The following is a 23,665-nucleotide window of genomic DNA, read 5'->3' on the forward strand; positions in this document are numbered from 1 at the left end:
AGGATAGCGGGCCATCCTGAAGCCGGGTGCGGCGGAGGAAAAGCCGGGCTGGCGCTCAGACGCTTTCGCGTGCCAGGCGCCGGCGTGACGCACGCGGCCGCTCCGGTGTCTCGGCCGGGGCCGGAGGCGCCCCTATTCCGGGCAGAAGGGCCGCGAGATGGGCACGCCGCGTCGCAGCCTGGGCCACGAGCGTGCCATCCGCACAAAGGGCGGCATGGCCATCCGCCGCCATGCGCCGCCGTATCTCCGGCTGGCGGACGAGGCGCGCGAGGCTCTGGAACCAGTCCCCCTCACTCGCCGCCAGCAGAGCGCCACGCGGGTTTCCGGCCGCGCCCCCCATCACGCCGAGGGCGTTATAGGCCGCCATGTCGGAGGCGACGGTGGCGAGGCCCAGCGCCGCGTAATCCTGCATCTTGATCGCCGATTTGCAGCGGTTGAAGGGCGTGTCGACCAAGGGTGCGAGGCCGATCGCCCAGGGTTGCCGGCGCTGCCGGTCGGTCAGCCAGGCGACGAAGGCGGGATAGGAGAGCCCGGCTCGCCGCGGCACCTCGACACGATTGAGGAAGCCCGGCAGATCCCCAGGTGGCACCACGCCGACCAGGTCGATCGCGACGCGCTCGCCGAAGGTTTCGTGCAGGCGGCGCAGCGCCGGCAGGATGAGATCGAGATCCGCCCCGTGGGTCGCGGTGCCCATGTAGAGGAGGCGCACCGGCCCGAGTTGCACCCCCGCTGCCGTCAGCGCCGACGCAGGGCCGGGCGGCGCGAAACCGGGCGGCAGCCAGAGCCGCTCGTCCAACCCGTTCGGCACGACGTCGATCCGGGCGTGACCACCGCGCACGAAGGGCGCCACGCGGTCGGCGAGGCGCGCCGTCGAGACATGCACACGGTCGGCCCCGGCGAGCAGGCGGATGACGGCGGCGCTGCGTGGGCGCAGCCGGGCGGCTTCGGGGTGATCGTCCGGCAGGCCGGCGAGATCGTCATCGAGATCGTAGAGCAGCGGCACGCCGAGGCGCCGCGCGTGGTCGAGCAGCGCGGCCGCCTCGGCTTCTTCCGGCACGGCATGACGATGGACGACGAAGAGATCCGGCCGCAGCCGCTGCGCTTCCGTGGCATCGGCGAGGGTGACGCTGACCTCACCCGCCCCCGGATGAGTCAGTGGCAGCAGGCCGCGAATATAGGCGCAGGCGCCCATGACGCCGACGTCGAGCCGCTCGGGCAGGAAGACGACGGCGGTCCGCCCGGGGCTGCGCAGATCGGTAACGCGCGGTGCCGCGGGCTTGCCCGCACCCAGCGCCAGCGGCGCCCAATAGGCCTGCTCGTAGAAGAAATCGGCAGGCGATTCGGTGGGCAAGGCCTCGGCGGCCCCGGCCCCGGCGCTGCGTTCGGCTGCGGCCCGCTTGGCGAGCGCCACCAGAGCGGAGAGGGTTTCCTCCGGCCCCGCCTCGGGGTCGATCAGCATCGCCCTGGGGTGAGTCGCCAGACGCTCACGAAAGGCGCCAATGGCAGCGGCCAGAATCGGCCGGCCGGAGAGGATCGCCTGGGTCAGCGTATAGCTCCAGGTTTCGGGCCAGCCGGCGGGAAACCAGATCACCTCGGGGTCCACGCGGTCGATGAGCGCCGGCAGTTCCTCCGGCTCGTAGGCGCCGGTCTCGCTCAGCGCGTGGCGCGCGGCAGTCGGGATCGGCCGCTCCGCCTTGCCGATGAGGGTGATGGCGAGGCGCCCGGGTTCGGCGGTTTCGGCAAGCGCGGTGACCCGCGGCGCGCCCTTGTGATCGGCGAGCACGCCGAGAACGGCCACGCGCAGAGGCCGGGCGCCGGCGCGGCCGCGCAGAGGTTTCGGCGCGGGACGCAGCGCCGGGCAAGGCGGCACCTCCGCCGGCATCAGTTCCAAGGGCGCGAGAATGGCGCGGTCCGCCAGGCCATGGCGGGCGAGCCGGGCGAGACCGTCCTGCGTCGCGCAGAGCACGCGGTTGGCCAGGCGCAGCAGCCAGGCCTGCTCGGCGCGCCAGCCCAGAATGTCCTGCGCCACCGTATCGTCTCGCGCCTGGATGCAACGGTCACAGACGGCGGGTTCGGGTTCGCCGCAGGAGGGACCATCCGCGACCGGCAGCAGGTTGATGCGCGGGCAGATCGCGAACCAGTCATGGATCGTGACGTCGAACGGCACGTCCAGCGCGCGGATGAGCGCCGGCAGGTCGAGCTTGAGGCCGATCCAATGCTGGACATGGAGGCGCGCGATGCGGAGCGGCGCGAGGAGGCGCAAGAGATCAGCGAGCAGCGCCGCGCGTCCTTCCCCCTCCACGAGCAGCGGGTCCCGCACCTCTTCGCGGTCGGGCTGCGGGAAGGGAATGAAGACGTCCGGATGATCGGCGAGGGCGGGCACGGCGAGGCGGACGCCCCGCCCATCCATGGTGGCCCGCAGCACGAGCACATTGGCCCGGCCGCGCGCAGCCTCGGCCAGGCCACGGACATATTGGCCGATGCCGCCGTCATAGGCGTGCTGCACCATCAGGATCGTCGGCAAGCCGTTGGTGGCGAAGAGCTGCAGCGTGGTCGCAAAGCGATAGGGCCGCGCCTCGTCCAGCCGCAAATGGACCGCGACGCGATCGCGGTACTCCGGCCATCGCGCATCCAGCAGCGCGCGGCTGCTCAGGCGCTCCGGCGCTTCGGCGCCGAAGCTCACCTCGCCCTTGTGGTAGACGAAGAGGTCGCAGGCGAGCAGGTGGCGCCACCCGGCGGCGGCCGCACGCATGCAGAAATCGTTCTCCTCGCCATAGCCGCGCCCGAAGGTCTCGGCATCGAAGACGCCGAGCGCATCCAGCGCGTCGCGCCGCAGATACATGCAGAAGCCGACGGTCGTCGGCACCGTCACCGCGCGCCCAGCATTGGCCGCGAGACAGGCGGCATCGATCCGGGCCAGGCTTTCGCCGAAGGGCAGGTCAGGCGCGCCGGGCACGGCCGGATAGGAACAGAGCGTCGCATTGTTGGAGAAGGGTGAGACGGTGGCGACGCGCGGATGACTGTAGGCGTGACCTGCAAGACGCGCGAGCCAGCCGGCCGGCACTTCGGTATCGGCGTTGAGCAGCACCACGTCCCGCCCGCGGGCGGCGGTGATGCCGTGGTTGACGGAGGCGACGAAGCCGCGATTGCGCGGATGGCGGATGAGATGGATGAAGCGGCGCGCCGCCAGCCGGTCGAGATAGCGGGAGAGCGCCGGGTCCGGCGCGGCGTCGTCGATGACGATGATACGGTGGAGCAGCCCGCCGAGGCCCGGCTGCGGATCGCGCAGCAGGCTCGCGATGCAGCGCCGCGTCTCTTCCAGGCCACGATAGACGGGGATGACGACATCCACCTGCAGCCCGGCCGGGGGCGCGGGCGGCGTGCCGCCGGCGGACATGAGATCCTCGAGCCGAAACTGCCGCTCGGTCGGCAGGCCCTGAGCCTGGCCGATGCGCAGATGGTAGAGCAGCGGATCGCCCGCCGCCTCAGGCTGCTGATTGACGTAGAAATGCAGGTCGAAATTGGGGTGGGGATTGCGCCCCTCGCGCTGGCCGAAGAGCACGTAGTGGTGCAGCGGGTTGATGCCCGCCTCCAGCACGTCCGGATTCTGCAGCAGATACCAAGAGGTCGAGAAGAAGGGGTTGGGATCACGCCCTTCGAAGGCGCCCCAGTGCCGGTAGTGATGCAACGGGTCCACGCCCGCTTGGCGGATGTCGGGATAGGTCTCGAGATAGAAGGCCGCGTCGAAATAGCGGGCGTCGATATCCGAGTCCTGTGCGGGGTCGTCCGTCAGAGCAGCCTCCCGGGCGGCAGAGCGAGGGTCCAGACCGGGGTACGGCCGAGCCGGCTAATAATCCTTTAACAAGGCGCTGACCGCAGCTTTCTTTGATTGTTCATTAAGGGTTCACAGAGCGGCCGTCTCCCCGCAAGCACCCTATCCTGCTCCGCCGCGCCGCGCCATCGTTTCGTTCCCCACACAAGCGCCATGGAGCCCCGCCCAGCGCCGATAGCTGCGTTGCAGTGCAGCATGCGATGCTTTGCGTTCGATCAAAGATTTGCAGCCGCAAGCCTGACTTCATCTCGCCATCAGAGATGGAGAGACCCCATGAATCGGTTGGCATTGGCAGGCTTGGGCAGCATTGCGCTCGCAGCTCTCGCCGCATTCCCCGGCGCCGCCCAGGCACAGACCGCAGCGCAGGACGATGGCTTCTTCACCGCCCGCGCACCGACCCCCATCCATGCCGGCACCTTCGAGGCGAGCCTCAGCGTCATCGGCGTGATCCCCGAGACCTTCTCGAGCAGCATCAGCCCGATCGGCGGCCAGGTGAATGCGAGTGGCGGCGTGTCCCCGGAACTCACCGGCACCTATTTCGTCACGCCGAACTGGGCGGTGCAGCTCATCGCCGCCAGCACCAACCACAAGATTTCCGCGGGTGATACGGCGCTCGGCCATGTCGACGTCGGTAGCGCCTGGGTGCTGCCGCCGACGCTGACCGTGCAGTATCACTTCATGCCGGAGCGCAAGTTCAGCCCCTATGTCGGGCTCGGCGTCACCGTCGCCTTCTTCTACGCGACGCAGCCCTCGGAACCCACCGTCACCAAGTTCAGCCTGGACACGACGGCCGGCCCCGCGCTCGACATCGGTTTCGACTACAACTTCTCGGGCCACTGGTTCGCGAACTTCGACGCCAAGCAGATGTTCCTGAACACAACCGCGAACATCGACAGCGTGGCCGGCCACGTCTCGGCCAAGACGGCGCTGAACCCGACCGTCGTCGGCGTCGGTATCGGCTATCGCTTCTAGAGCGTGCCCTAGAGTGGGCATCGCGGAGCGATGCCCACTCTACGATCAAGATTCCTCGGATTCGATCGCCGGAAAACCGGCTTCGAGTTCGAGGAGTTCGTCGGCCTTCGCTTCCTCGACCGCTTCCAGCGTGCGTAGCTTGCGGCTGACGGCGCGCGCGCGCACCCGCGCCGCTTCGATCGTGTTCGTCATGCTGCTCGCATTCTTGGCGAGCTTGCCGAGCACCAGATCCATCTTGCCCATTTCGGTCTTCGTGGCGCCCAGCAGCGACCGAATCTGATCCGCCTTCTCTTCGAGGGCCAGTGTCACGTGGCCGAGCTGCACCGTGCGCAGCAGGGCGGGAAACAGGCTGGGCCCCAGGATCATCACGCGATGGCTGCGGCTCATCTCCTCGATCAGCCCCGGCACGCGCGCAACCTCGGCATAGAGCCCGTCGGTCGCGAGATAGAGCACGCCGAATTCCACGGTTACCGGCGGGTTGACGTATTTCTCGGCGATCTTGCGGCATTCGTCCCGCAGGCGCCGTTCCAGCCCGCGCCGGGCCCCGCGCTCGCCCTCGCCATCCCCCGCTTCGGCGGCGGCGATGAGCCGCTCGTAATCCTCGACCGGAAATTTCGCATCCACCGGCAGCCAGACGCGCGCGCCGCCGCGCATCGGCATGGCGACGGCGAAGTCCACCATGTCGTCGCTATCTTCGCGCAGCTTGACGTTGGCCTCGAAACTGCCGGCGGGCAGCACGTCCTCCAACATGGCGCGCAGCTGCGCCTCGCCCCAGCCGCCGCGCGTCTTGACGTTGGTGAAGAGCCGCTTGATGTCACCGATTTGCGCCGTCACCGCCTGCACGTCCCCCAGCGCCTTCTGCACGGCAGTGAACTGGTCAACCACGCGGGCGAAGCTCTGCTCCATCTGCTTTTCGACGGCGGCGTGCAGTTGCTCGTTCACCGTCGCCTGCATCTCGGCCAGCCGCTTCTCGTTGCTCTCGCGTAAGCTGGTGATCTGCTGGTCGAGCGTCGCGGCGATGCGCCGCTGCTCCTCCGTCGCCTGCTGGCGCATCGTGTCCATGGCGGCGGAGACAGCGGTGGTGGCCGCGGTGATCTGCTCGAAGGCCTTGGAGAGCGCGCCGGTGGTGCCTGCCTGGATGGCGGCGTTCAAGCCCCGCTCTGTCGCCGCCAACTGCGCCCGCGTCGTTTCCTGCTCGGCGCGCATGCCGGTCAGAATCTGCTCGGCCTGCAGCCGCAGCCGCTCGACCTCGCCCTCACCCTGCCGGGCGGCGCCGCGCTGCGCCAGGAAGGCCGCAATGCCGAGGAGGAGGCCGATGAGGCCGAGGACGAGGGCGATGAGGTCCGCGATCATGCGGCGGTTCTACAGGACAGCGGGCGGCCCCGGCCAGAGGCGCCTCTTTTGGAGCGAGGCCGGTTTTGTCATAACACCCGTGGCCGGCTCGAACGGCCGGGAAGCAGCGCCGGAAGGGACAGGCGACGTGACCGCGATCATCGAGGCTCTCAAGCATACGCCCTGGTGGGTCTATCTCGTCCTCTACGTGCTGGTCCGGCGCGGCATCGCCGCCCGCCAGGCGAACGTCGTGCCGCTGTGGCGCCTCGCCCTTCTCCCCCTCATCTTCGCCGGGCTCGACATCGAGGGGATTCTGGCAAATCCGGCGATCACCCCAGGCCTCCTGCCGGTCTGGCTGATCACCCTGGCGGCGGGCGCCGTGCTCGGACATCTGTTGACCCGGCAGGCCCGGGTGCGTGCCGACCATGCGCAGTGGCTCATCGGCCTGGAAGGCGACTCCACTGTGCTGCCGCTCATCCTCGTCATCTTCGCGCTGAAATACGCGGTTGGCTACCTGACCGGGGCGGAGCCCGCGCTTCGCGCCAATCTCACCTTCCTTCTGTTCACGCTCGCCGTCGGCGGCTTCTGCACCGGCATCTTCGTCGGCCGCTTCACGACCTATTTCGTGAAATTCCGCCAGTCGCCGAGTGAATCTCTCGCCGTCCCTGCGCCGCGCCCAGCGCGCTGACGGGCTCGGTTCAGGCCGTCACCTTCACGTAGGAGCCGGGCGCGTCCTCGATCACCGTGACGTTGGTGCCGGGTTCGCGCGCCGGTACGGTCTCGGGTGCCAGGCGGACGATCCAGCGCTGCCAGTCGGGCCACCAGGAGCCGGCGATTTCGGTGGCGCCCCCCTCCCAGTCCTCAGCGCGCTCCGGCGTCTCGTTCGCGACCCAGTGGCTGTATTTGCCGGAAGAGGGCGGGTTGACGACCCCCGCGATGTGGCCGGAGGCGGCGAGCACGAAGCGCTTCTGCCCCTTCATGTATTTCAGCCCGGCATAGGTCGATTTCCACGGCGTGATGTGGTCTTCCCGCGCCGCCAGCATGTAGATCGGCAGATTGACGCGGCCGAGGTCGATCGGCACGCCGCCCAAGGTAATGCCGCCCGGCACGCAGAGCTTGTTCTGCTGATACATCTGCCGCAGGTAGAAGCTGTGCATGGCCGCCGGCATGCGCGTGCTGTCGCTGTTCCAGTAGAGCAGGTCGAAAGGAAACGGTTCGTTGCCGAGCAGGTAGTTGTTCACGACGAAGGACCAGATGAGGTCGTTCGCCCGCAGCATGTTGAAGGTCTGCGCCATCTCGCTGCCCTCGAGATAGCCGCGGCGGTTCATCCGCTCCTCCAGCGCCTGGATCTGCTGCTCGTCGATGAAGACGCCGAGTTCGCCAGCCTCCGAGAAATCGAGGAGCGTCACGAGGAAGGTCGCCGACCGGATCCGCTTGTCCTTCTTCACCGCCATCCAGGACAGGGTGGAGGCGAGCAGCGTGCCACCGAGGCAATAGCCGATGGCATTGACCTCACGCTCGCCGGTAATGCGCTCGATCGCGTCGAGGGCGGCGAGGATGCCCTCGCTCATGTAATCCTCGAAATCCTTGGTCGCGAGTTCTTCGTCCGGATTGACCCAGGAGACCATGAAGACCGTGTGGCCCTGTGCCACCGCCCAAGCCACGAAGCTATTCTTGGCGCGCAGGTCCAGGATGTAGAACTTGTTGATCCAGGGCGGCACGATCAGCAGCGGCCGCTTCAGCACCGTCTCGCTCGCCGGGGCGTATTGGATGAGCTGCATGAGCGGCGTCTGCCACACCACCTTGCCCGGCGTGGTGGCAATGTTCTCACCCAGGCAGAAGGCTTCCGTATCCGTCATGCGGATGCGCAGGCGACCCCGCCCGCGCTCGAGATCGCCGAGCAGATTGGTCAGGCCGCGCAGGAGGTTCTCGCCGCCCGTCTCCACCGTGCGGCGCAGCACCTCGGGATTGGTCATGACGAAGTTGGACGGGCTCAGCGCGTCCACGAATTGGCGCGAGTAGAAATCGACCTTCTGGGCGACTTTCGGGTCCAGCCCGTCCACGTCCTTCACCACCTCCTGCACGAAGCGGGCGGAGAGCAGGTAGCTCTGCTTGATGAAGTCGAAAATCTCGTTGTCCTGCCACGCCCCATCCTTGAAGCGGCGGTCGCGCGGGTCGGCCTCGATCACCGGGGCCGCGTCCAGCCCCATCATCCGCCGCGTCGTGTTCTGCCACAGCGCCATATAGTCCTGCCACAGGCCCATCTGGGCCTGCATGAGCCGGGCGGGATTGGCCATCAGCCGTGCCGTCATCTCCAGGAAGGCGGCGCCGATGTTGAGCGGATCGGCATGGGCGGGCCCTGGCTCCGGCGTCTCGGACCCCTGGCGCTTCAGCCAGCCGAGGATGATACGCTGGGAGCGTTCGGCGACATCGGTCATCGTCCGCCGGACGAGTTCCGGATCGGGCAGGCGGATATCCTGAGGGTCCGGTTTCTCGCTATCCGCCATGACACGATCCTTTGCGGCTTTACTCGCTTGGGTTAGATCAGGCCCGCCTTGAAGGACATGCGCCGTATGGTTCCAACCGAGAAACAGGGTATGCCCCGGTGCGGCCGGGTTCAACCCACAGACAGGATTGCCAGTGCCCGCGCAAATGCGTGGAGGCAGGGAGCCGCCATGGGGGCCCTGCTGCTGCTCCTCGGCGGCTGCAGCGCGGCGCCGAAATCGATCAATCCGGTGAGCTGGTGGCATGGGCTCGAAGGCGGCGCCATCGCCGAGGACCGGCCGCCCCCGCCCAAGGCCAATGCGCCCTTCCCCCATATCGCCGCCGCCCCCACGCGCCCGGCCGGCATGCCGGATTGGGAGTGGCAGGAGCTGCAAAAGACCCTCGCCGCCCAAGGGGCCGCCGCCCATCAGTATGCGGCCGAAAACCCCATCCCGACGCTGCCGCAAGCCCCGGGCGCGACGGGCTCGGCCGCTGCAACCCCGTCTCAACCCGCCACCAAGCCGGCGGCTGCACCGGCACAGCCGGCTGCGACCACCGCTGCCGCCCCCTCTGCCGCCGATCAGGATGCGATCCGGCGCCTCGCCGCAGCCCAGGGGCCGGCCGGTGCCGCCGTCTCCACCCCGCCGGCCGCGACGGTCGCTGCCGCCTCCGCGGCCTCGGGCCAGCCCGCTACCGCAGGCGGCGCGGGCAGCCAAGTGACGCTCGCCGCGCCCGATTCGACGCCGACCGGTTCGGGCCCCGCCCAGGTTCCGGTCAATGGCAGCGGCCAGGTCGCGACCAGCTACAAGGCCTTCGACGCCAATAACGGCCTCAGCATTCCGGGCGCGCTGTCCCCCGTGGCCCAGCCGGACGAGGCGCATCCGCCGCCGGTGCCGACCAGCGTGCCGGCGCCCGCGCAGGTGCCGGGCTTCGCCATCCCGGCGGTCCCCTCCACCTACGTGCCGCCCAAGGCAGTGGCCCAACCGGCGCCCTACGTGCCGCCGCCGCCACTACCCAACGTGCCGCCGGTGCCGGTGGCCTTCCTGCCGGGCTCCGCCATCCTCAGCCCCCCGATGCAACATGCGCTCGCGAACCTCGCCCAGAGCCGGCAGGGCAATCGCATCGCCGTCATCGGCTTTGGCGACGCGGCGGACAGTGCCCTCGCGGACCAGCGTGCAGCCCTGCCGCTCGCCCTCGAACGGGCCCGCGCAATCACCGTGCAGTTGATGGCGGACGGCGTGCCGCCGGCCCAGCTCGCCACCGCCGCAGCGGCGCAAGGACGGGGTGGCCTCGCGCGATTGGTGGATTGACGCGACGGCGATTGAGCCGGCGGGGTTTTGGGCGTAACGGCTTCACCCCGCCGTGCTTCCCTCCCCTCCCTGCCGGGCCACACCATGACCGAAGAATTCCACCGCATCCGCCGCCTGCCGCCCTATGTCTTCGCGGTCGTCAACAAGGCCAAGGCCGCCGCCCGCACGGCCGGAGCCGACATCATCGACCTCGGCATGGGCAATCCCGACAGCCCGACGCCGCCCCATATCGTGGCCAAGCTCGTGGAAGCGGTGCAGGACCCCCGCACCCATCGCTATTCGGTCAGCCGCGGCATCACCGGGCTGCGCCGGGCGCTCGCCGGTTACTACCAGCGCCGCTTCGGCGTGACGCTGGACCCCGAGACAGAGGTGATCGCCACCCTGGGCTCCAAGGAAGGGCTCGCCAATCTCGCTGCCGCCATCACCTCTCCGGGCGACACCATCATGGTGCCGAACCCGTCCTACCCCATCCATCAGTTCGGCTTCATCATCGCAGGCGCTGCCGTGCGCTCCATCCCGGCGACACCGGATGACGAGATGCTGCGCGCCATCGACCGCGCCGTGCGCCATTCCGTGCCGAAGCCCACTGCGCTGATCGTCAACTTCCCGTCCAACCCCACGGCGCATGTCGCGACCCTCGATTTCTACAAGGAACTCGTGAAGCTCGCGCGCAGCCACGAGTTCTTCATCCTCTCCGACCTCGCCTATGCCGAACTGTTTTTTGAGGGTGAGCCGCCGCCCTCGGTGCTGCAGGTGGAGGGCGCGCGGGAGGTGACGGTGGAATTCACCAGCCTCTCCAAAACCTATTCCATGCCGGGCTGGCGCATGGGCTTCGCTGCCGGCAACCAGCGCCTGGTGACGGCGCTGACGCGCATGAAATCCTATCTCGACTACGGCGCCTTCACTCCCATCCAGGTGGCGGCGACGGCAGCGCTGAACGGCCCACAGGATTGCGTGGAAGCCGCCCGCAGCCTCTATCGCGAGCGGCGCGACGTGCTGATCCGCGGCCTCGCCTCCGCCGGCTGGCAGGTGCCGAGCCCGCAAGGCTCGATGTTCGCCTGGGCGCCGATCCCTGAGCGCTATGCCCATATGGGCAGCCTCGATTTCTCCAAGCTGCTGCTGGAGCGCGCACAGGTGGCGGTCGCCCCCGGCATCGGCTTCGGCGAATATGGCGACGGCCACGTCCGCATCGCGCTCGTCGAGAACACCCAGCGCCTGCGCCAGGCGGTGCGGAACATCCGCACCTTCCTGGGCCAGGACGGCAACCATCCCCCCGCCTCCCCCGAGGCCGCTTCCGCACAGGACCTGGTATGAGCGACCCTTCCAAACCGCTGCGCGTCGGCATCGCGGGCCTCGGCACCGTCGGCGCCGGCACCCTCTCCCTCCTGCGGCAGAATGCGGCGCTGATCGGCGCGCGCGCCGGCCGGCCGGTGACGGTGACGGCGGTCTCGGCCCGAGACCGCACGCGGGACCGCGGCGTCTCGACGGAAGGGCTGCGCTGGCACGAGGACCCGGTGGCCCTGGCCACGGACGCGCAGGTGGATGTGATGGTCGAGGTGATCGGCGGCGCGGAAGGCCCGGCGGCCGAGACCGTACGGGCCGCGCTCGCGGCCGGCAAGCCGGTTGTGACCGCGAACAAGGCTTTGCTCGCGCTGCATGGCGCGGAGCTTGCGCGGATGGCAGAGGCGCAAGGCGTCTCCCTTGGCTATGAAGCCGCCGTTGCCGGCGGCATCCCCGCCATCAAGGCGCTGCGCGAAGGCCTGGCCGCCAACGAGATCCGCACCGTCTCCGGCATTCTCAACGGTACCTGCAACTACATCCTGACCGTGATGCGCGAGCAGGGCCGGGATTTCGCCGACGTCCTCGCCGATGCGCAGAAGCTCGGCTATGCCGAGGCCGATCCCTCTTTCGACGTGGACGGGGTGGATGCCGCCCACAAGCTCGCCATCCTCGGCGCCCTCGCCTTCGGCCAGCCGGTCGATTTCTCGGCGCTGCACGTCGAAGGCATCCGCCGCATCTCTGCGCTCGACATCGCCTTCGCCCGTGAACTCGGCATGCGCATCAAGCTGCTCGGCATCGCTCGGCGGGATGCCGAGGGTGTCTCCATGCGCGTGCATCCGGCCATGGTGCCGGAGGGCGAGGAGATCGCCCAGGTGGACGGCGTCTTCAACGCCGTGGTGGCGGAGGGCGATTTCGTCGGCCGCGTCATGCTCATGGGCCGCGGCGCAGGCGCCGGCCCCACGGCCTCTGCCGTGGTCGCCGATCTCATCGATCTCGCGCGTGGCCGGCTGACGCCGATCTGGGGCGCGGAGGGTATTGCCCTGAAGCCGCTGCCCAACCTGCCGATGACCGCCCATCACGGCGCCTACTACCTGCGCCTGATGGTGCTGGACCGGCCAGGCGTGATGGCCGAGGTGACGGCGGTGCTGCGCGATACCGGCGTGTCCCTGCAATCCATGCTGCAGCATGGCCGCGCGCCCGGCGAGGCGGTGCCGATCGTGCTCGTGACGCATGAGACGCGGGAGGCCGACATGATGCAGGCGGTGGCTCGCATGGCGGCGCTCTCGAGCGTGCTGGAGCCGCCGGCCCTCATTCGCATCGGCGCGGCCTAGGGGCGCGGCCTGATTTTCCGAATCGCCGGGGGCTAGGCTAGACTCCTGTTCCGCGCGGACAGAACCTGAAGGAGCACGCGATGGCCCAGCCTCCCCGGCAACATACCGACCGCAACCTGGCGCTGGAGCTGGTGCGCGTGACGGAAGCCGCCGGCATCGCCGCCGCCAAATGGATCGGCCGTGGCGACAAGAACGCGGCCGACGGCGCCGCTGTGGAAGCCATGCGCCACGCCTTCGATTCCGTCGCGATCTCGGGCACCGTCGTCATCGGCGAGGGCGAGATGGACGAGGCGCCGATGCTCTACATCGGCGAGAAGGTGGGCATCGGCGGGCCGGAGATGGACATCGCCGTCGATCCGCTGGAAGGCACCGAGATCGTCGCCAAGGGCGCGGCCAACGGCATGGCGGTGATCGCGCTGGCCGACAAGGGCCGCTTCCTGCACGCGCCCGACATCTACATGCAGAAGATCGCGGTGGGCGCCGGGCTGCCGCAAGGTGTCGTCGATCTCGACGCGCCGGAAAGCGCCAATCTGCGCAACCTGGCCCGCGCCAAGAAGGTGGATATTTCCGATCTCGTCGTCTGCATCCTGGACAGGCCGCGCCATGCCGAGATCATCGCGCATTGTCGCGAGGCCGGCGCCCGCATCATGCTGATCGAGGCCGGGGACGTTGCCGGCTGCATCGCGACCGCCCTGCCGGTGAGCGGGGTTGATCTCTATCTCGGCTCCGGCGGCGCGCCGGAAGGCGTGATCGCCGCGGCCGCTTTGCGCTGCATGAACGGGCAGATGCAGTGCCGGCTGCTCTACGAGGCTGACGCGCAGATCGAGCGCGCCCGGACCATGGGGGTGATCGACCCCAACCGCAAATACAGCCTGCATGAGATCGCGGGCGGGGACGTGATGTTCGCGGCCACCGGTGTGACCACCGGGCCGATGCTGCGCGGCGTGCTACGCACGGAGGTCGGCGCCGTCACCCATTCCGTCGTCATGCGCAGCAAGTCCGGCACCGTGCGCTTCGTCGAAGCGCATCATGACTTCGCGATCAAGCATTGGACCAACGCGTGAGCCGCGCCGTGCGGAGGATGGCGCGCTGAGTGCCCTCGTCTCACGGCCGGCCGAGGAGGATGACGGCCTCGTCCTCGGCGTCTCGCAGAGCGTCTCGGGCCGGCGCTGGCTGTGGCGGCCCGGCGCGCTGGCGGTGCCCGCCCATCTCGGCCTCGGCCTGGCCCAGCGGCTCGACCTGCCCGAGATCGTGGGCCGGCTGCTCGCCATCCGCGGCATCGGCCTCGAGGAAGCGACGCATTACCTGACACCGACGCTGCGCGCCCTGCTGCCCGACCCCTCGACCCTCATCGACATGGACCGCGCGGCCGAACGCCTGGCGCGCGCCGTGGAAGCGGGCGAGACGATCGGCATCTTCGGCGATTACGACGTGGATGGCGCCTGTTCCACGGCGCTGATGACCGAGCTGCTGCAGCGCCTCGGTTGCGTCGTCCACACACACATTCCGGACCGCGCGACGGAAGGCTACGGCCCCAATGTGCCGGCTTTATCCGGGCTGACGGCCAAGGGCGCGGGTCTCGTCGTCTGCGTCGATTGCGGCACGGCCGCGCATGATGTCTTCGCCGCCCTCAACGCGCCGGTCGATATCCTGGTGCTCGACCATCATAAGGCGGAGGGTCCGCCGCCCGCGATTCTCGCGACCGTCAATCCCAACCGGCTGGATTGCGGCTCGGGCCAGGGCAGCCTGTGCGCCACGGGCATCGCCTTCCTCACCGCCGTCGCCCTGCTGCGCCATCTGCGGCGGGACGGTTTTTTCGGCGCCGGCCGAGCCGAGCCCGACCTGATGCGCCTGCTCGATCTCGTGGCACTGGCGACCGTCTGCGACGTGATGCCGCTGACCGGCCTGAACCGCGCCTTCGTGGCCCAGGGCCTACGCATCATGGCGCGCGGCGGGCGGCCCGGAATCGCCGCTCTGCTGGAGGTGGCGCAGGCGAAGGGCGTGCCCTCCGCCATGACCTGCGGCTTCGCCCTCGGCCCGCGCATCAATGCCGGCGGCCGTGTCGCCGATTCGAGCCTCGGCCTGCGGCTGCTGCTGACGGAGGACCCCGAGGAGGCGCGCGAGATCGCCGAGCTGCTCGACAGCATCAACCGCCAGCGCCAGCAGATCGAGCTTGGGGTGATGGAGGAAGCGATCCGCCTCGCCGAAGCCCAAATCGCGGCCGGTTGCCCGGTGCTCCTCGTCGGTGGCGAAGGCTGGCATGCCGGCGTCGTCGGCATCGTCGCCGGGCGGCTGAAGGAGAAGTTCAACCGCCCCGCCTGCGTCATGGCATTCGCCGAAGGCCGCGCCACCGGCTCCGGCCGCTCGGTGCCCGGCATCGATCTGGGTGCGGCCGTGCTGGCAGCGCGGCAGAGCGGCCTGCTGGAGCGCGGCGGCGGCCACGCCATGGCGGCGGGCTTCGCCCTACTGCAGGAGGGCGTGCCGGCCCTGCATGCCTTCCTCAATGACCGGCTGTCGGTTGCCGCCGCCATGCCCTCCGCCGCGGCACTCTCGGTGGAAGGCGTGCTCACGGCGCGGGGGGCGACCGTGCCCGTCGCCGAACAGCTGCTGCGCCTCGCCCCCTTCGGCCAGGGCAATGACGAGCCGCTGCTGGTGGTGAGCCATGTCCGCGTGCTGAAGGCCGACCGTATCGGAAAGGATGGCGGAACGATCAGGGCCATGGTGGAGGGCGAAGGTGGCGGGCGGCTGAAGACGCTGCTCTTCCGCGCCAAGACGGGGCCGGTGGCGGAGGCGCTGCTCGATACCGGCCGCCGGCCCCTGCATCTCGCCGGCCATCTGCGGGCGGAAGAGTGGAACGGCACCGTCTCGGCGAGCTTCATGGTGCAGGACGCCGCCTGGGCGTGACGGATGCGCACCGGTCATCCCTGGGCTGGGCGTCCCTCGCCGGGCGCCCCTCGCAGGGCGCCCCTCGCAGGGCGCCCCTCGCCGGGCGCGGACGAGCCTTGCCGGGCTTTGGTGAGAAATACGAACCGCAGGGCTTGATTCCCCGCCGCCCCTCGGCTACCCAGCGCCACTGCCGCGATGATGGAGCCCCCGCTCCTGACCTCCGGCCTACCAGGCCTGTCCCGTTCGTCTAGAGGCCTAGGACACCGCCCTTTCACGGCGGTAACAGGGGTTCGAATCCCCTACGGGACGCCATCTTCTCACATCTCTAAACCTTGTCCTGGCGCTGCAATCAGCGCCCTCGGACGGATCGTTCTCCGGGTGCTGCCGCGCGGCTGAGGCGGCGATCAGGCCGCCCCCACCCGCCTCGTGCTCCTGGCACCAGCGCCGTCATGGGGGCTGTCCATCACGCGGTCGTTGTGCACGCCGTGGGATCAGTTGCCGTTGCCCCGGCCATGACACAAGGCGCGATATTGGCCGGGGGTGAGGCCGGTATTCTTGCGAAACACGCGCGTGAAGTTGGTTTGCGAGCCAAAGCCGCAGTCCAAGCCGATCTCGACCAGCGACGCGCCATTGCGCGCCAGTTTGTTCTGCGCCAGCTGGATGCGTCGGTCTGTCACGTAGCGGTGGGGCGAAAGCCCGGTGGCTTGCTTGAACAGGCGCGCGAAATGATAGGGGCTGAGACAGGCTTCGGCAGCGAGCTGGTCAAGGGTCATCTCCTCGGGAAGATGCGCTCCGATATAGTCGAGCACCCTGTTCAGTCGCTTGGCATCGAGTGTGGGAGCGACTTCGGGCCGCCTCCAGCGATCAACGGTGTAGCTGCTCATCAGGCAGGCGGCCAAGGAAGCCCGCATCCCGTCGATGAATAGCCGGTCCGTGACGTCGAATTTCCGGCCGATGCAGCCCGTTATGGCGGTAGCGATCTGATGCAACATCGGGTCAGCGACGAAGCCCGCATAGGCAAGTTCGACCTTAGCAGGATCGAGGTCATAATCCTGCAGTGCGCTTGCCTCCACAAGTGTCGGGGGAAGGTAGAGATGAAGGCATTCGGCGGGGCCAGTCAGTTCAATGTCGTGCTCGTAGATTCCTATCGGCGAAATCCAGACCATCCCAGGGAGGGCGGCTCCTTTCTGAGTTTCGCCGTTTCCCTTGCGTTGTGATCCCGCCTGCCCGGCGAGCATGATCACCACCTCCACGCTCTCGGCGGTGAAATCTGCTTGAGGACCAGCCTGAATCCTGCGTCTCTCGATGAGTAGGTCCGGCCACTCGGCGATACTGCCGAGGTGCTCGCTGCCGATAAATTTCCGATCCCCCGATCCGATCATCGGCATCCCACTCCGACTTGGTCGCCCTTGCCCGGCGCGAAGCCGTCGCCGCCCGGATTTGGCAGAAGCACCGATGCCACGCCCCGTCACCATCAAGACGCTGCGGATCCGCGTGGATGCGATAGGCACGGAACAAGAGCAAGATCGGTCCGTCGGAGGGCAGGATGTGACGATACTTCGGGCCGCGCAACGTCTATCAACGCCGGGCCAGGTCGCCTCGCCCTGTCAATTCTCCGTTCCCGCCGCTTCGCAGGCAGGTAAGATAGCCTCGGACATCACCACTCATTCAAGAAGTAAAAGACCCATGACGCAACATGTTTTGTTTATCGTAACGAACGCCGCCGTTATCGGTCCGAGAAACCGCAAAACCGGCTTCTTCTTTGCAGAAGTCGCTCATCCGTTCGAAATACTCGACCGAGCAGGCATCGCAGTCGAGTTTGCTTCACCCGCTGGCGGCTGGACGCCGCATGACGCCTATGATGAGAGCGACCCCGCGCAGAAGGCTTTTTTCGAGAGCAAGGCGTTCAACCGCTTGAACCGCAGCCGAAAACTGTCCGAAGTCGATGCAGCCGACTACGACGCCGTGCTGATTCCAGGCGGACTCGGCCCGATGGTCGACATCGCTCGCAATACCCAGGTTCAGACGGCGGTTGTCCGGGCGTGGACCACGGGCAAGCTCGTCTCTGCCGTATGCCATGGGCCCTGCGCTCTGTTGGGCGTGGACCTGGGCGACGGCAAGCCGTTCCTCAGAGGCAAGCGCATGACCGCCTTCTCGAAGAGCGAGGAATACGACTACGCCCGCGAAGACGTTCCCTATGAACTTGAGGACGCACTGGTTGCCGACGGGGCAAGCTACTCCTCGGCGGCCAACTGGCAGGCCCATGTGGTGGTCGACGGGCGGCTGATCACAGGCCAGAACCCGGCCTCGGCCGGCCCCATGGCCGAGCACCTGCTGAGCGCCCTGCAGCAAGCCAAGGCGTAAGGCGCGGAGCCTCGCCCCTTACGGCCAAATGCCCGGGAATTGTCGCTGGCGGCGGACCACCGGAGGACTGGGCAAACAATTGGCTACCCCGCCACTCCGAAGCGCGCGCGCAGTTGCTCGATGAAGAGCCGCGCCGGAGCGAGTTTCTCGACCGCACGGTCATAGACGAGTTCGAAAGGCGCCTCGTAGCTGACCTCCCCCGGCAGCAGCGCCTTCATCTCGCCCCTGCTGACCCAAGGCCGTGCGTAATGCTCGGGAAGATAGCCGATATATTCGCCCGAGAGGATGAGATGGGCCCCCGCCTCCATGCTGTTGACCGTGGCATTGCCGCGTCCGCCGCCGAGCTGCTTCGTGTCGCGCCGACCCCAATAGCCGCGGGAGATGAGGCGCTGACCCGCGATCAGCTCGCGTGTGACGCGGTGGGCCGCGAGGCCGAAGAGCGGATTGCCCTCTGCGCAGTAGAGATGATGCGTCTCCTCGTACAGCTGGACGTAGTGAGGCCCGAGCATGATGCGCGGGAAGCTGCCGATGCCGAGATGGATGCGCCCATCGAGCAAATCGCGCAGCAGCTCGTTCGGCGACTTCATCTCGATGGAAAGCTGCACGTCCCGCATGCTCGTGGTGAACTCACGGAACAGCGCATGCAAACCGACACGTTCGTCCGAGATCGTGCCGTCCACCAGCCCGACCACGAGCGTGCCACGGATATGGGATCGGAGGGCGCTCGCCCGCAGGTCGAAGTCGTCCACCGCGGAGAAGAGCTTCTGTGCCTCGGCGAAGATCGCAGCCCCGTCTTCAGTCAGCTTGAAGCCGGCGCGCCCGCGCTGACAGAGCTTGACGCCGAGGCGCGTCTCCAAGGCGGTGATCTGGTTGCTGATGGTGGAACCGCTGACGTTCAGGATGGTCTGCGCCGCCGTAAAACCCCGCGCCTCCACAACCGTTGCGAAAACGCGCAGCAGCCGCAGATCAACGGTATCGAGCCGGGCCAAGGCGCGCCTCAGACGCCGCTGAGGTGGCAGCCAGGCTGGCGCCGCCCGGCACGATACTCGGCGGCGAGCTGGTGGAGACGCACGCGGCCGAAGCTCGGGAAATGCCCGCCATGCACCACGCTCACCGGCAGCTTTTGCAAGCGGTCGATGGAGGCGTCGTAATCACCAAGATCGGCGTGATAGGTGTCGGTGATCAGAGGACCGTCATAGAGGATGTCGCCGGAGAGGAGCACGCCGGTCTTCGCCTCCCAGAGCGCGATGCCACCGGGCGAATGGCCTGGCGTGTGGATGACCTGGAATGCGCGATCACCGAGATCGATGACCTCCCCATCGGCCAGAAGCCGCTCGGCCGGCGCAGGCTGCACGGCATAGGCGGCACTGTCCCACCCGTCGGGCAAGGCATCGAACATGGCGTCGGTCGCGTAGGCGTCGGCCAGGGTCCACGCGTTGCGCGGATCGGCGAGGATTGCGGCCTCGTTCGTGTGGACGCACCGGCAGGGGAATTCGTGATGGCCGCCGATATGGTCGAAATGGGTGTGGCTCGCGACACAGACCGGCATGCGCCCGTTGAACCTTGCCACCACCGGCGCCAGGGGAAAGACGCCGAGCCCGCTATCGAAGAGAAGATCGCGGTCGCGGCCACGCACGAACCACATATTGCAGCGGAAGAAGGGCTTGATCCAAGGCTCGTGGATCAGCGTGACCCCCTCCCCCATGGCGATGGTCTCGAACCAATCCTCTGCTCTGATGCGGTCAGACGGCGACAAGATCGGCCTCCGCGCAGGACAGGGTGAGCAGGCTACCGGTTTCGGGCGCGGCACGCGGTGGCAGGCGCAGGAGGAAGGTCTGGTCGCTCGTCTCGGAGCGGGCCTGCACGCGGTAATGCGCGCCCTGGAAGATGGCTTCGGTGATGCGCGCCTCGCCGAGAGAGACATCGCCGGCACCATCCGCATGGATGTTTTCGGGCCGGATGATCACCGTTGCCGCCTCACCCTCTGCTCCCTTCGGTGTCACCGGCAGATCGCCGAGCACGGAGCGCACACCGGCCCGCACGACCGTGCCGGCGATCTCGGTACTTTCACCCATGAAGGCGGCCGTGAAGCGGGTGGCCGGCCGGGCATAGACGCGCGCGGGCGGCCCCGCATCCTCGATGCGGCCCTTGTTCATCACGACAATGAGGCTGGCGAGCGCCATCGCCTCTTCCTGATCATGGGTGACGTGGACGAAGCACCGCCCGGTGCGGCGCTGCAGGGCCAGGAGTTCGTCCTGCATCTGCCGGCGCAGATTGAGGTCGAGCGCGCCCAGCGGCTCGTCCAGCAGCAGGATCTCCGGCTCGAGGATCAGCGCGCGTGCGAGCGCCACGCGCTGCCGCTGGCCGCCCGACAGTTCGTGAATGGCGCGCCGACCGAAACCCGCCAGTCCCACCATCTCGAGGGCACGCTCGACCCGGTGCTGGCGTTCCGCGCCGGCCACCCGCCGCAACTTGAGGCCGAAGGCGATGTTCTGGCCGACGCTCATATGCGGAAACAACGCATAATCCTGAAACACCGTCGTTGTCGGCCGTGCGGCCGGGCCGAGATTGGTGACGTCCCGCCCGGCGATCTGCACGCGCCCGGCGGTCGGGACGGTGAAACCGCCGATGATCGAGAGCAGCGTCGTCTTTCCCGACCCCGAGGGCCCGAGCAACACCACATAGTCATGAGCCGCGACGGAGAGCGAGACGTTATCGAGCGCGACCGACCCCGGATAGGCCTTGCGCACGCGGTCGATGACGAGATGGGGCGCGCTCATGAGCGGCGCCGCCGGAGCAGGAGAAGTTCGACAATCATCACGAGCGCAACCGAGCAGAGGAAGATGAAGGACCCTGCCGCATTCGTCTCTGGATTGAGCCCGCCACGCAGCAGGCTCCAGATGACGACAGGCAGCGTCACGTTGAAGCGGGTGTTGAGGAAGGCGATGAGGAACTCATCCCAGGACAGGGTGAAGCACAGGCAGAAGGCGGCGATCAGCGCCGGCAGGATCATCGGCGCGGTGATGCTCCACAGCACGCGGGTGGTGGAAGCACCGAGATCGCGCGCCGCCATTTCGATGCGGCGCTGATGCTCGCCGAGCTGAGCGAGGCAGATGGCAAAGGCGAGCGGCATGTTGATGACGACATGACCGATGATCACCGTCACCAGGCTCGGCCCAATGTTCAGCGCCGAGGCGCTGACGAGAAGTCCCATGCTGACGAGCAGATAGGACACGGCGAGCGGCAGCATGATTACGCCCTGGATCAGGGACTTGCCGGGAAAGTCGTGCCGCGCCAGCCCATAGGCCGCGAGGAAGCCGAGCAGCACGGAGAGCGCGGAGGAGCCCACCCCCACGATCAGCGAATTGACGAAGCCATGCACCAGCCGGTCGTCTGCGAAGGCGGCGGCATACCAGCGCAAGGAGGGTCCGTTGAAGGGCGGCACTGGTAGCCGACCGCCCTGGAAGGAGAAGAGGACGAGCACGCCCACCGGCAGGAAGATGAAGAAATAGCAGAGAGCCATGTAGAGGCCGGCGAGCGTGGTGCCCGCTCTGTGCAGCGCTCGTCTCATAGCCGGGCCATCTTCAGCCAGCGCTGCATCGCGAGATAGGCGAGCGCCACCACCAGGGTGAGGATGAGCGACATGGCGGACGCCATGGGTAGATCGAGCTGGCGCTGGATCTGCATCATGATCGCCTGCGGCAGCAGAAGCTGGCGGAAGCCACCCAATATCTGCGGCGTGACGTAATCGCCGATCGTCAGCACGATGGTGAGAAAGGCGCCGACGGCGACGCCCGGCAGGCTCAGCGGCAGGGTGACGGACAGGAAACTGCGCCAGGCAGAGGCGCCGAGGTCCTGGGCGGCCAGCGCATAGCGCGGATTGATCTGCTTCAGGCTCGCATAGATTGTGAGCGTGTTCAGCATGATGAAGAAGTGGATGAAGCCGAATTCCGTCGCATGCGGATTGTAGGCAAACAGCACCGGGCGATGGATGACGCCCAGCGCCAGCAGCGTCTTGTTGACCACGCCCACGGGCGAGAGCGCGAGCAGCCAGGCGTAGGAGCGCACGACATAGGAGGTCCAGAAGGGAAGGATCGCCGCAATCAGCGCGATCCGCTGGAAGCGGGCGGGCACCACGCGGGCGATGCAATAGGCGAAGGGATAGGCGAGCACGGTGCTGAGCAGCGTGACGATGAGCGTGGTGACGATGGAATTCACGAGCGCGGCGCGATAGGCGCTTTCGGCGGCGAAGGCGCGGTAGGCGCCGAGGCTCCACTGCCCGAGTTGTCCATTGGGCCCGAGCGGATGCAGGCTGTAGACCGCCATGACGATGACGGGCGCCGCGAAGAAGACGAGAATCCAAAGTAGCGCCGGCAGCGAGAAGTAAAGGCCGGAGAGCCGCTGCCGCGCCGCCGCACGGCTCTCCGCAGAAGCGGGGCTGGTCACTTGCCCTGCATCACTTCGGCCCAGAGCACCTGAAGCTTCTTATCCATCTCCGGCGTCATCTGCAGATAGGTATAGGAGGACTTGAGATAGCCGGGCTGCTGGTCCCAGCGCAGGATGGATTTCTGGTCGGGCGTGAGCGCGGCCTGGGTATTCGCCGGCATCCCCCAGTAGCAGGAGGAGGTGGCGAGCTTGGCCTGCCCTTCTGGGCTCAGAATGTATTGGATGAACTTGACGCCCATCGCCTTGTCCTTGGAGGCGGCGAAAAGCCCCAGCCCCTGCTGCCAGCGGATGCCGCCCTGCTTCGGGATGGTGTAGTCGAGATTGGGGCTGTCCTTGGCAATGCCGGCCGTCACCCATTCGCCACCACCGACCAGGATATCCACGGCACCGGTTGTCAGCGCCTGCTGCGTCGTCGTCACGTCGCCCACCAGCGCTGCATTCTGCTTCAAGGCCAGCAGCTTCGCCTTGATGGCAGGGAGATCGGCATCGGTGATCGCGTCGGGATTCTTCCCGATGGCCAGGGCCGCATACTGGATCTCGGGGACGTAGTAATCATAGACCGCGATGTGGCCCTTGTACTTCGCGTCCCACGGCGCCGCGATGTCCTCCATCGCGGCCGGATCGACGGCCTGCTTGTTGAAGGCGACCGTGTTGTAGCCGAATTTTTCCGGCACGGTGTACAGCGTGCCATCCAGGCTCGTCAGCTTCGGGTCGGCAATGACGGCGGGGATTGTCGCGAAGGGATAGTCGGCGGGCGTCAGCGGAGACAGCAGACCCATCTTGGCGAGACGGCCAGTATCCGTCTCATCCATCACGATCACGTCCCAGTCGCCGGGCTTGGATTGGCCGAGGATCGCCAGCGCATCCGCCGTGCTGCCGATGTCCTTGAAGTTCACATGGACACCGTTCGCCGCTTCGAAGGGCTTGAGGAGGGCGGGGTCTTCATGGTCACACCAAGTCAGCACATTGAGCTGAGCGGCGGCCCGCGCCGAAGCGGCGAACCCAATCACCGCGGCGCCGAGCGCCGTCGCGCACAGAAGCCCCTGACAGAGGGTGGAGAGGCGGAGCCGCTTCATGGCAGGTTTCCCCGAACTGTTTCGACCAGAAAGCGCAGCCAATCATCCTCCGGCCGCCGCGATCCATAGGTTCATAAACATCATTACATTGATGTTTATAAAGGTAACAGGCTAGGCGCGACCGGCCGCAAAACGCCGCATGCTTTTCCCTCGCTCGGATGATCATGTTGTGGGGGATGGTCGCGCCCGCGCCACCCCCGCTCTCCACCCCGGCCCATCACCACTGGGTCGCCGCCAGCGGATGGACCTTGGAAGATCTACTGCCCGGCCCGGCACGTAGTGGAGGCAGGCGACCCGCCGCGTCTCCGCCCGGTCTCTGCGCGCCGGCCGCATGTCACCCATCCGTCCGTT

At 67.7% G+C, this 23,665-nt stretch carries 18 protein-coding genes and 1 tRNA gene; 9 read left to right on the plus strand and 10 right to left on the minus strand.

What is annotated here, in order from left to right:
- Positions 1-55: 55 nt before the first annotated feature.
- The gene (locus tag ACYQ6W_RS05585) at positions 56-3,697 is read right to left on the minus strand and encodes a glycosyltransferase (protein ID WP_459674087.1); all 3,642 of its coding nucleotides are present in this window, start codon (positions 3,695-3,697) and stop codon (positions 56-58) included.
- A 408-nt stretch (positions 3,698-4,105) separates the two neighbouring features.
- Between ACYQ6W_RS05585 and ACYQ6W_RS05590 the strand changes: the two genes are divergently transcribed.
- Positions 4,106-4,804, plus strand: coding sequence for an OmpW/AlkL family protein (locus ACYQ6W_RS05590; protein WP_459674088.1), 699 nt, complete (start codon positions 4,106-4,108; stop codon positions 4,802-4,804).
- A 45-nt stretch (positions 4,805-4,849) separates the two neighbouring features.
- Here ACYQ6W_RS05590 and ACYQ6W_RS05595 read toward each other — a convergent pair whose 3' ends face one another.
- Positions 4,850-6,157: a DNA recombination protein RmuC gene (locus tag ACYQ6W_RS05595; protein ID WP_459674089.1), complete on the minus strand. Its 1,308-nt coding sequence runs from the start codon at positions 6,155-6,157 to the stop codon at positions 4,850-4,852.
- A 127-nt stretch (positions 6,158-6,284) separates the two neighbouring features.
- Between ACYQ6W_RS05595 and ACYQ6W_RS05600 the strand changes: the two genes are divergently transcribed.
- Entirely contained in the window at positions 6,285-6,824 is a 540-nt protein-coding gene (locus ACYQ6W_RS05600; protein ID WP_459674090.1) for a DUF6622 family protein, read from the plus strand.
- Between the two features lie 10 nt (positions 6,825-6,834).
- Here ACYQ6W_RS05600 and ACYQ6W_RS05605 read toward each other — a convergent pair whose 3' ends face one another.
- Positions 6,835-8,643: a PHA/PHB synthase family protein gene (locus ACYQ6W_RS05605; protein WP_459674091.1), complete on the minus strand. Its 1,809-nt coding sequence runs from the start codon at positions 8,641-8,643 to the stop codon at positions 6,835-6,837.
- 168 nt (positions 8,644-8,811) lie between these two features.
- On the opposite strand from ACYQ6W_RS05605, the gene ACYQ6W_RS05610 reads away from it, so the two are divergent.
- The 6 genes from ACYQ6W_RS05610 (at position 8,812) to ACYQ6W_RS05635 (ending at position 15,740) form a co-directional block, all read left to right on the plus strand.
- Positions 8,812-9,930, plus strand: coding sequence for an OmpA family protein (locus ACYQ6W_RS05610; protein WP_459674093.1), 1,119 nt, complete (start codon positions 8,812-8,814; stop codon positions 9,928-9,930).
- An 84-nt stretch (positions 9,931-10,014) separates the two neighbouring features.
- On the plus strand, positions 10,015-11,244 hold the full coding sequence (locus tag ACYQ6W_RS05615) for an LL-diaminopimelate aminotransferase (RefSeq protein ID WP_459674094.1): 1,230 nt from the start codon (positions 10,015-10,017) through the stop codon (positions 11,242-11,244).
- Positions 11,241-12,542 carry a homoserine dehydrogenase gene (locus ACYQ6W_RS05620; RefSeq protein WP_459674095.1) on the plus strand — a complete coding sequence of 434 codons (1,302 nt, stop codon included), beginning with the start codon at positions 11,241-11,243 and terminating at the stop codon, positions 12,540-12,542. Before ACYQ6W_RS05615 ends, ACYQ6W_RS05620 begins: the two co-directional genes overlap by 4 nt.
- An 80-nt stretch (positions 12,543-12,622) precedes the next feature.
- The gene (gene glpX / locus ACYQ6W_RS05625) at positions 12,623-13,606 is read left to right on the plus strand and encodes a class II fructose-bisphosphatase (protein WP_459674096.1); all 984 of its coding nucleotides are present in this window, start codon (positions 12,623-12,625) and stop codon (positions 13,604-13,606) included.
- On the plus strand, positions 13,572-15,446 hold the full coding sequence (recJ, locus tag ACYQ6W_RS05630) for a single-stranded-DNA-specific exonuclease RecJ (protein WP_459674097.1): 1,875 nt from the start codon (positions 13,572-13,574) through the stop codon (positions 15,444-15,446). Before glpX ends, recJ begins: the two co-directional genes overlap by 35 nt.
- A 218-nt stretch (positions 15,447-15,664) precedes the next feature.
- Positions 15,665-15,740: transfer RNA gene (locus tag ACYQ6W_RS05635), tRNA-Glu, on the plus strand.
- Positions 15,741-15,919: 179 nt separating this feature from the next.
- Here ACYQ6W_RS05635 and ACYQ6W_RS05640 read toward each other — a convergent pair.
- Complete coding sequence (locus tag ACYQ6W_RS05640; protein WP_459674098.1) at positions 15,920-16,816, minus strand: helix-turn-helix domain-containing protein; 897 nt, start codon at positions 16,814-16,816, stop codon at positions 15,920-15,922.
- A gap of 67 nt (positions 16,817-16,883) precedes the next feature.
- On the opposite strand from ACYQ6W_RS05640, the gene ACYQ6W_RS05645 reads away from it, so the two are divergent.
- Positions 16,884-17,792 carry a type 1 glutamine amidotransferase domain-containing protein gene (locus ACYQ6W_RS05645; protein ID WP_459674099.1) on the plus strand — a complete coding sequence of 303 codons (909 nt, stop codon included), beginning with the start codon at positions 16,884-16,886 and terminating at the stop codon, positions 17,790-17,792.
- An 83-nt stretch (positions 17,793-17,875) separates the two neighbouring features.
- Here ACYQ6W_RS05645 and ACYQ6W_RS05650 read toward each other — a convergent pair whose 3' ends face one another.
- Genes ACYQ6W_RS05650 through ACYQ6W_RS05675 form a run of 6 tightly spaced genes read right to left on the minus strand, consistent with a single transcriptional unit; the run spans position 17,876 to position 23,314 of the window.
- Positions 17,876-18,781: a LysR family transcriptional regulator gene (locus ACYQ6W_RS05650; RefSeq protein ID WP_459674100.1), complete on the minus strand. Its 906-nt coding sequence runs from the start codon at positions 18,779-18,781 to the stop codon at positions 17,876-17,878.
- A gap of 8 nt (positions 18,782-18,789) precedes the next feature.
- Positions 18,790-19,548, minus strand: a complete 759-nt coding sequence (locus ACYQ6W_RS05655) for an MBL fold metallo-hydrolase (RefSeq protein WP_459674101.1) — start codon at positions 19,546-19,548, stop codon at positions 18,790-18,792.
- Positions 19,535-20,572, minus strand: a complete 1,038-nt coding sequence (locus ACYQ6W_RS05660) for an ABC transporter ATP-binding protein (protein ID WP_459674103.1) — start codon at positions 20,570-20,572, stop codon at positions 19,535-19,537. Before ACYQ6W_RS05660 ends, ACYQ6W_RS05655 begins: the two co-directional genes overlap by 14 nt.
- Positions 20,569-21,363, minus strand: a complete 795-nt coding sequence (locus tag ACYQ6W_RS05665) for an ABC transporter permease (protein ID WP_459674105.1) — start codon at positions 21,361-21,363, stop codon at positions 20,569-20,571. Before ACYQ6W_RS05665 ends, ACYQ6W_RS05660 begins: the two co-directional genes overlap by 4 nt.
- Positions 21,360-22,238, minus strand: coding sequence for an ABC transporter permease (locus tag ACYQ6W_RS05670; protein ID WP_459674106.1), 879 nt, complete (start codon positions 22,236-22,238; stop codon positions 21,360-21,362). Before ACYQ6W_RS05670 ends, ACYQ6W_RS05665 begins: the two co-directional genes overlap by 4 nt.
- Complete coding sequence (locus ACYQ6W_RS05675; RefSeq protein ID WP_459674107.1) at positions 22,235-23,314, minus strand: polyamine ABC transporter substrate-binding protein; 1,080 nt, start codon at positions 23,312-23,314, stop codon at positions 22,235-22,237. Before ACYQ6W_RS05675 ends, ACYQ6W_RS05670 begins: the two co-directional genes overlap by 4 nt.
- Positions 23,315-23,665 lie beyond the last annotated feature (351 nt).

The organism is Acidisoma sp. 7E03, from assembly GCF_054665075.1.

Bases quoted from the DNA above. Each gene is read 5' to 3' on its own strand.
- ACYQ6W_RS05645 (WP_459674099.1), top strand. From the start codon at position 16,884: ATGCCACGCCCCGTCACCATCAAGACGCTGCGGATCCGCGTGGATGCG.
- ACYQ6W_RS05640 (WP_459674098.1), bottom strand. From the start codon at position 16,816: ATGCCGATGATCGGATCGGGGGATCGGAAATTTATCGGCAGCGAGCAC.
- ACYQ6W_RS05665 (WP_459674105.1), bottom strand. From the start codon at position 21,363: ATGAGACGAGCGCTGCACAGAGCGGGCACCACGCTCGCCGGCCTCTAC.
- ACYQ6W_RS05590 (WP_459674088.1), top strand. From the start codon at position 4,106: ATGAATCGGTTGGCATTGGCAGGCTTGGGCAGCATTGCGCTCGCAGCT.
- ACYQ6W_RS05610 (WP_459674093.1), top strand. From the start codon at position 8,812: ATGGGGGCCCTGCTGCTGCTCCTCGGCGGCTGCAGCGCGGCGCCGAAA.
- ACYQ6W_RS05620 (WP_459674095.1), top strand. From the start codon at position 11,241: ATGAGCGACCCTTCCAAACCGCTGCGCGTCGGCATCGCGGGCCTCGGC.
- recJ (WP_459674097.1), top strand. From the start codon at position 13,572: ATGACTTCGCGATCAAGCATTGGACCAACGCGTGAGCCGCGCCGTGCG.
- ACYQ6W_RS05615 (WP_459674094.1), top strand. From the start codon at position 10,015: ATGACCGAAGAATTCCACCGCATCCGCCGCCTGCCGCCCTATGTCTTC.
- ACYQ6W_RS05595 (WP_459674089.1), bottom strand. From the start codon at position 6,157: ATGATCGCGGACCTCATCGCCCTCGTCCTCGGCCTCATCGGCCTCCTC.
- ACYQ6W_RS05675 (WP_459674107.1), bottom strand. From the start codon at position 23,314: ATGAAGCGGCTCCGCCTCTCCACCCTCTGTCAGGGGCTTCTGTGCGCG.
- ACYQ6W_RS05660 (WP_459674103.1), bottom strand. From the start codon at position 20,572: ATGAGCGCGCCCCATCTCGTCATCGACCGCGTGCGCAAGGCCTATCCG.
- ACYQ6W_RS05605 (WP_459674091.1), bottom strand. From the start codon at position 8,643: ATGGCGGATAGCGAGAAACCGGACCCTCAGGATATCCGCCTGCCCGAT.
- glpX (WP_459674096.1), top strand. From the start codon at position 12,623: ATGGCCCAGCCTCCCCGGCAACATACCGACCGCAACCTGGCGCTGGAG.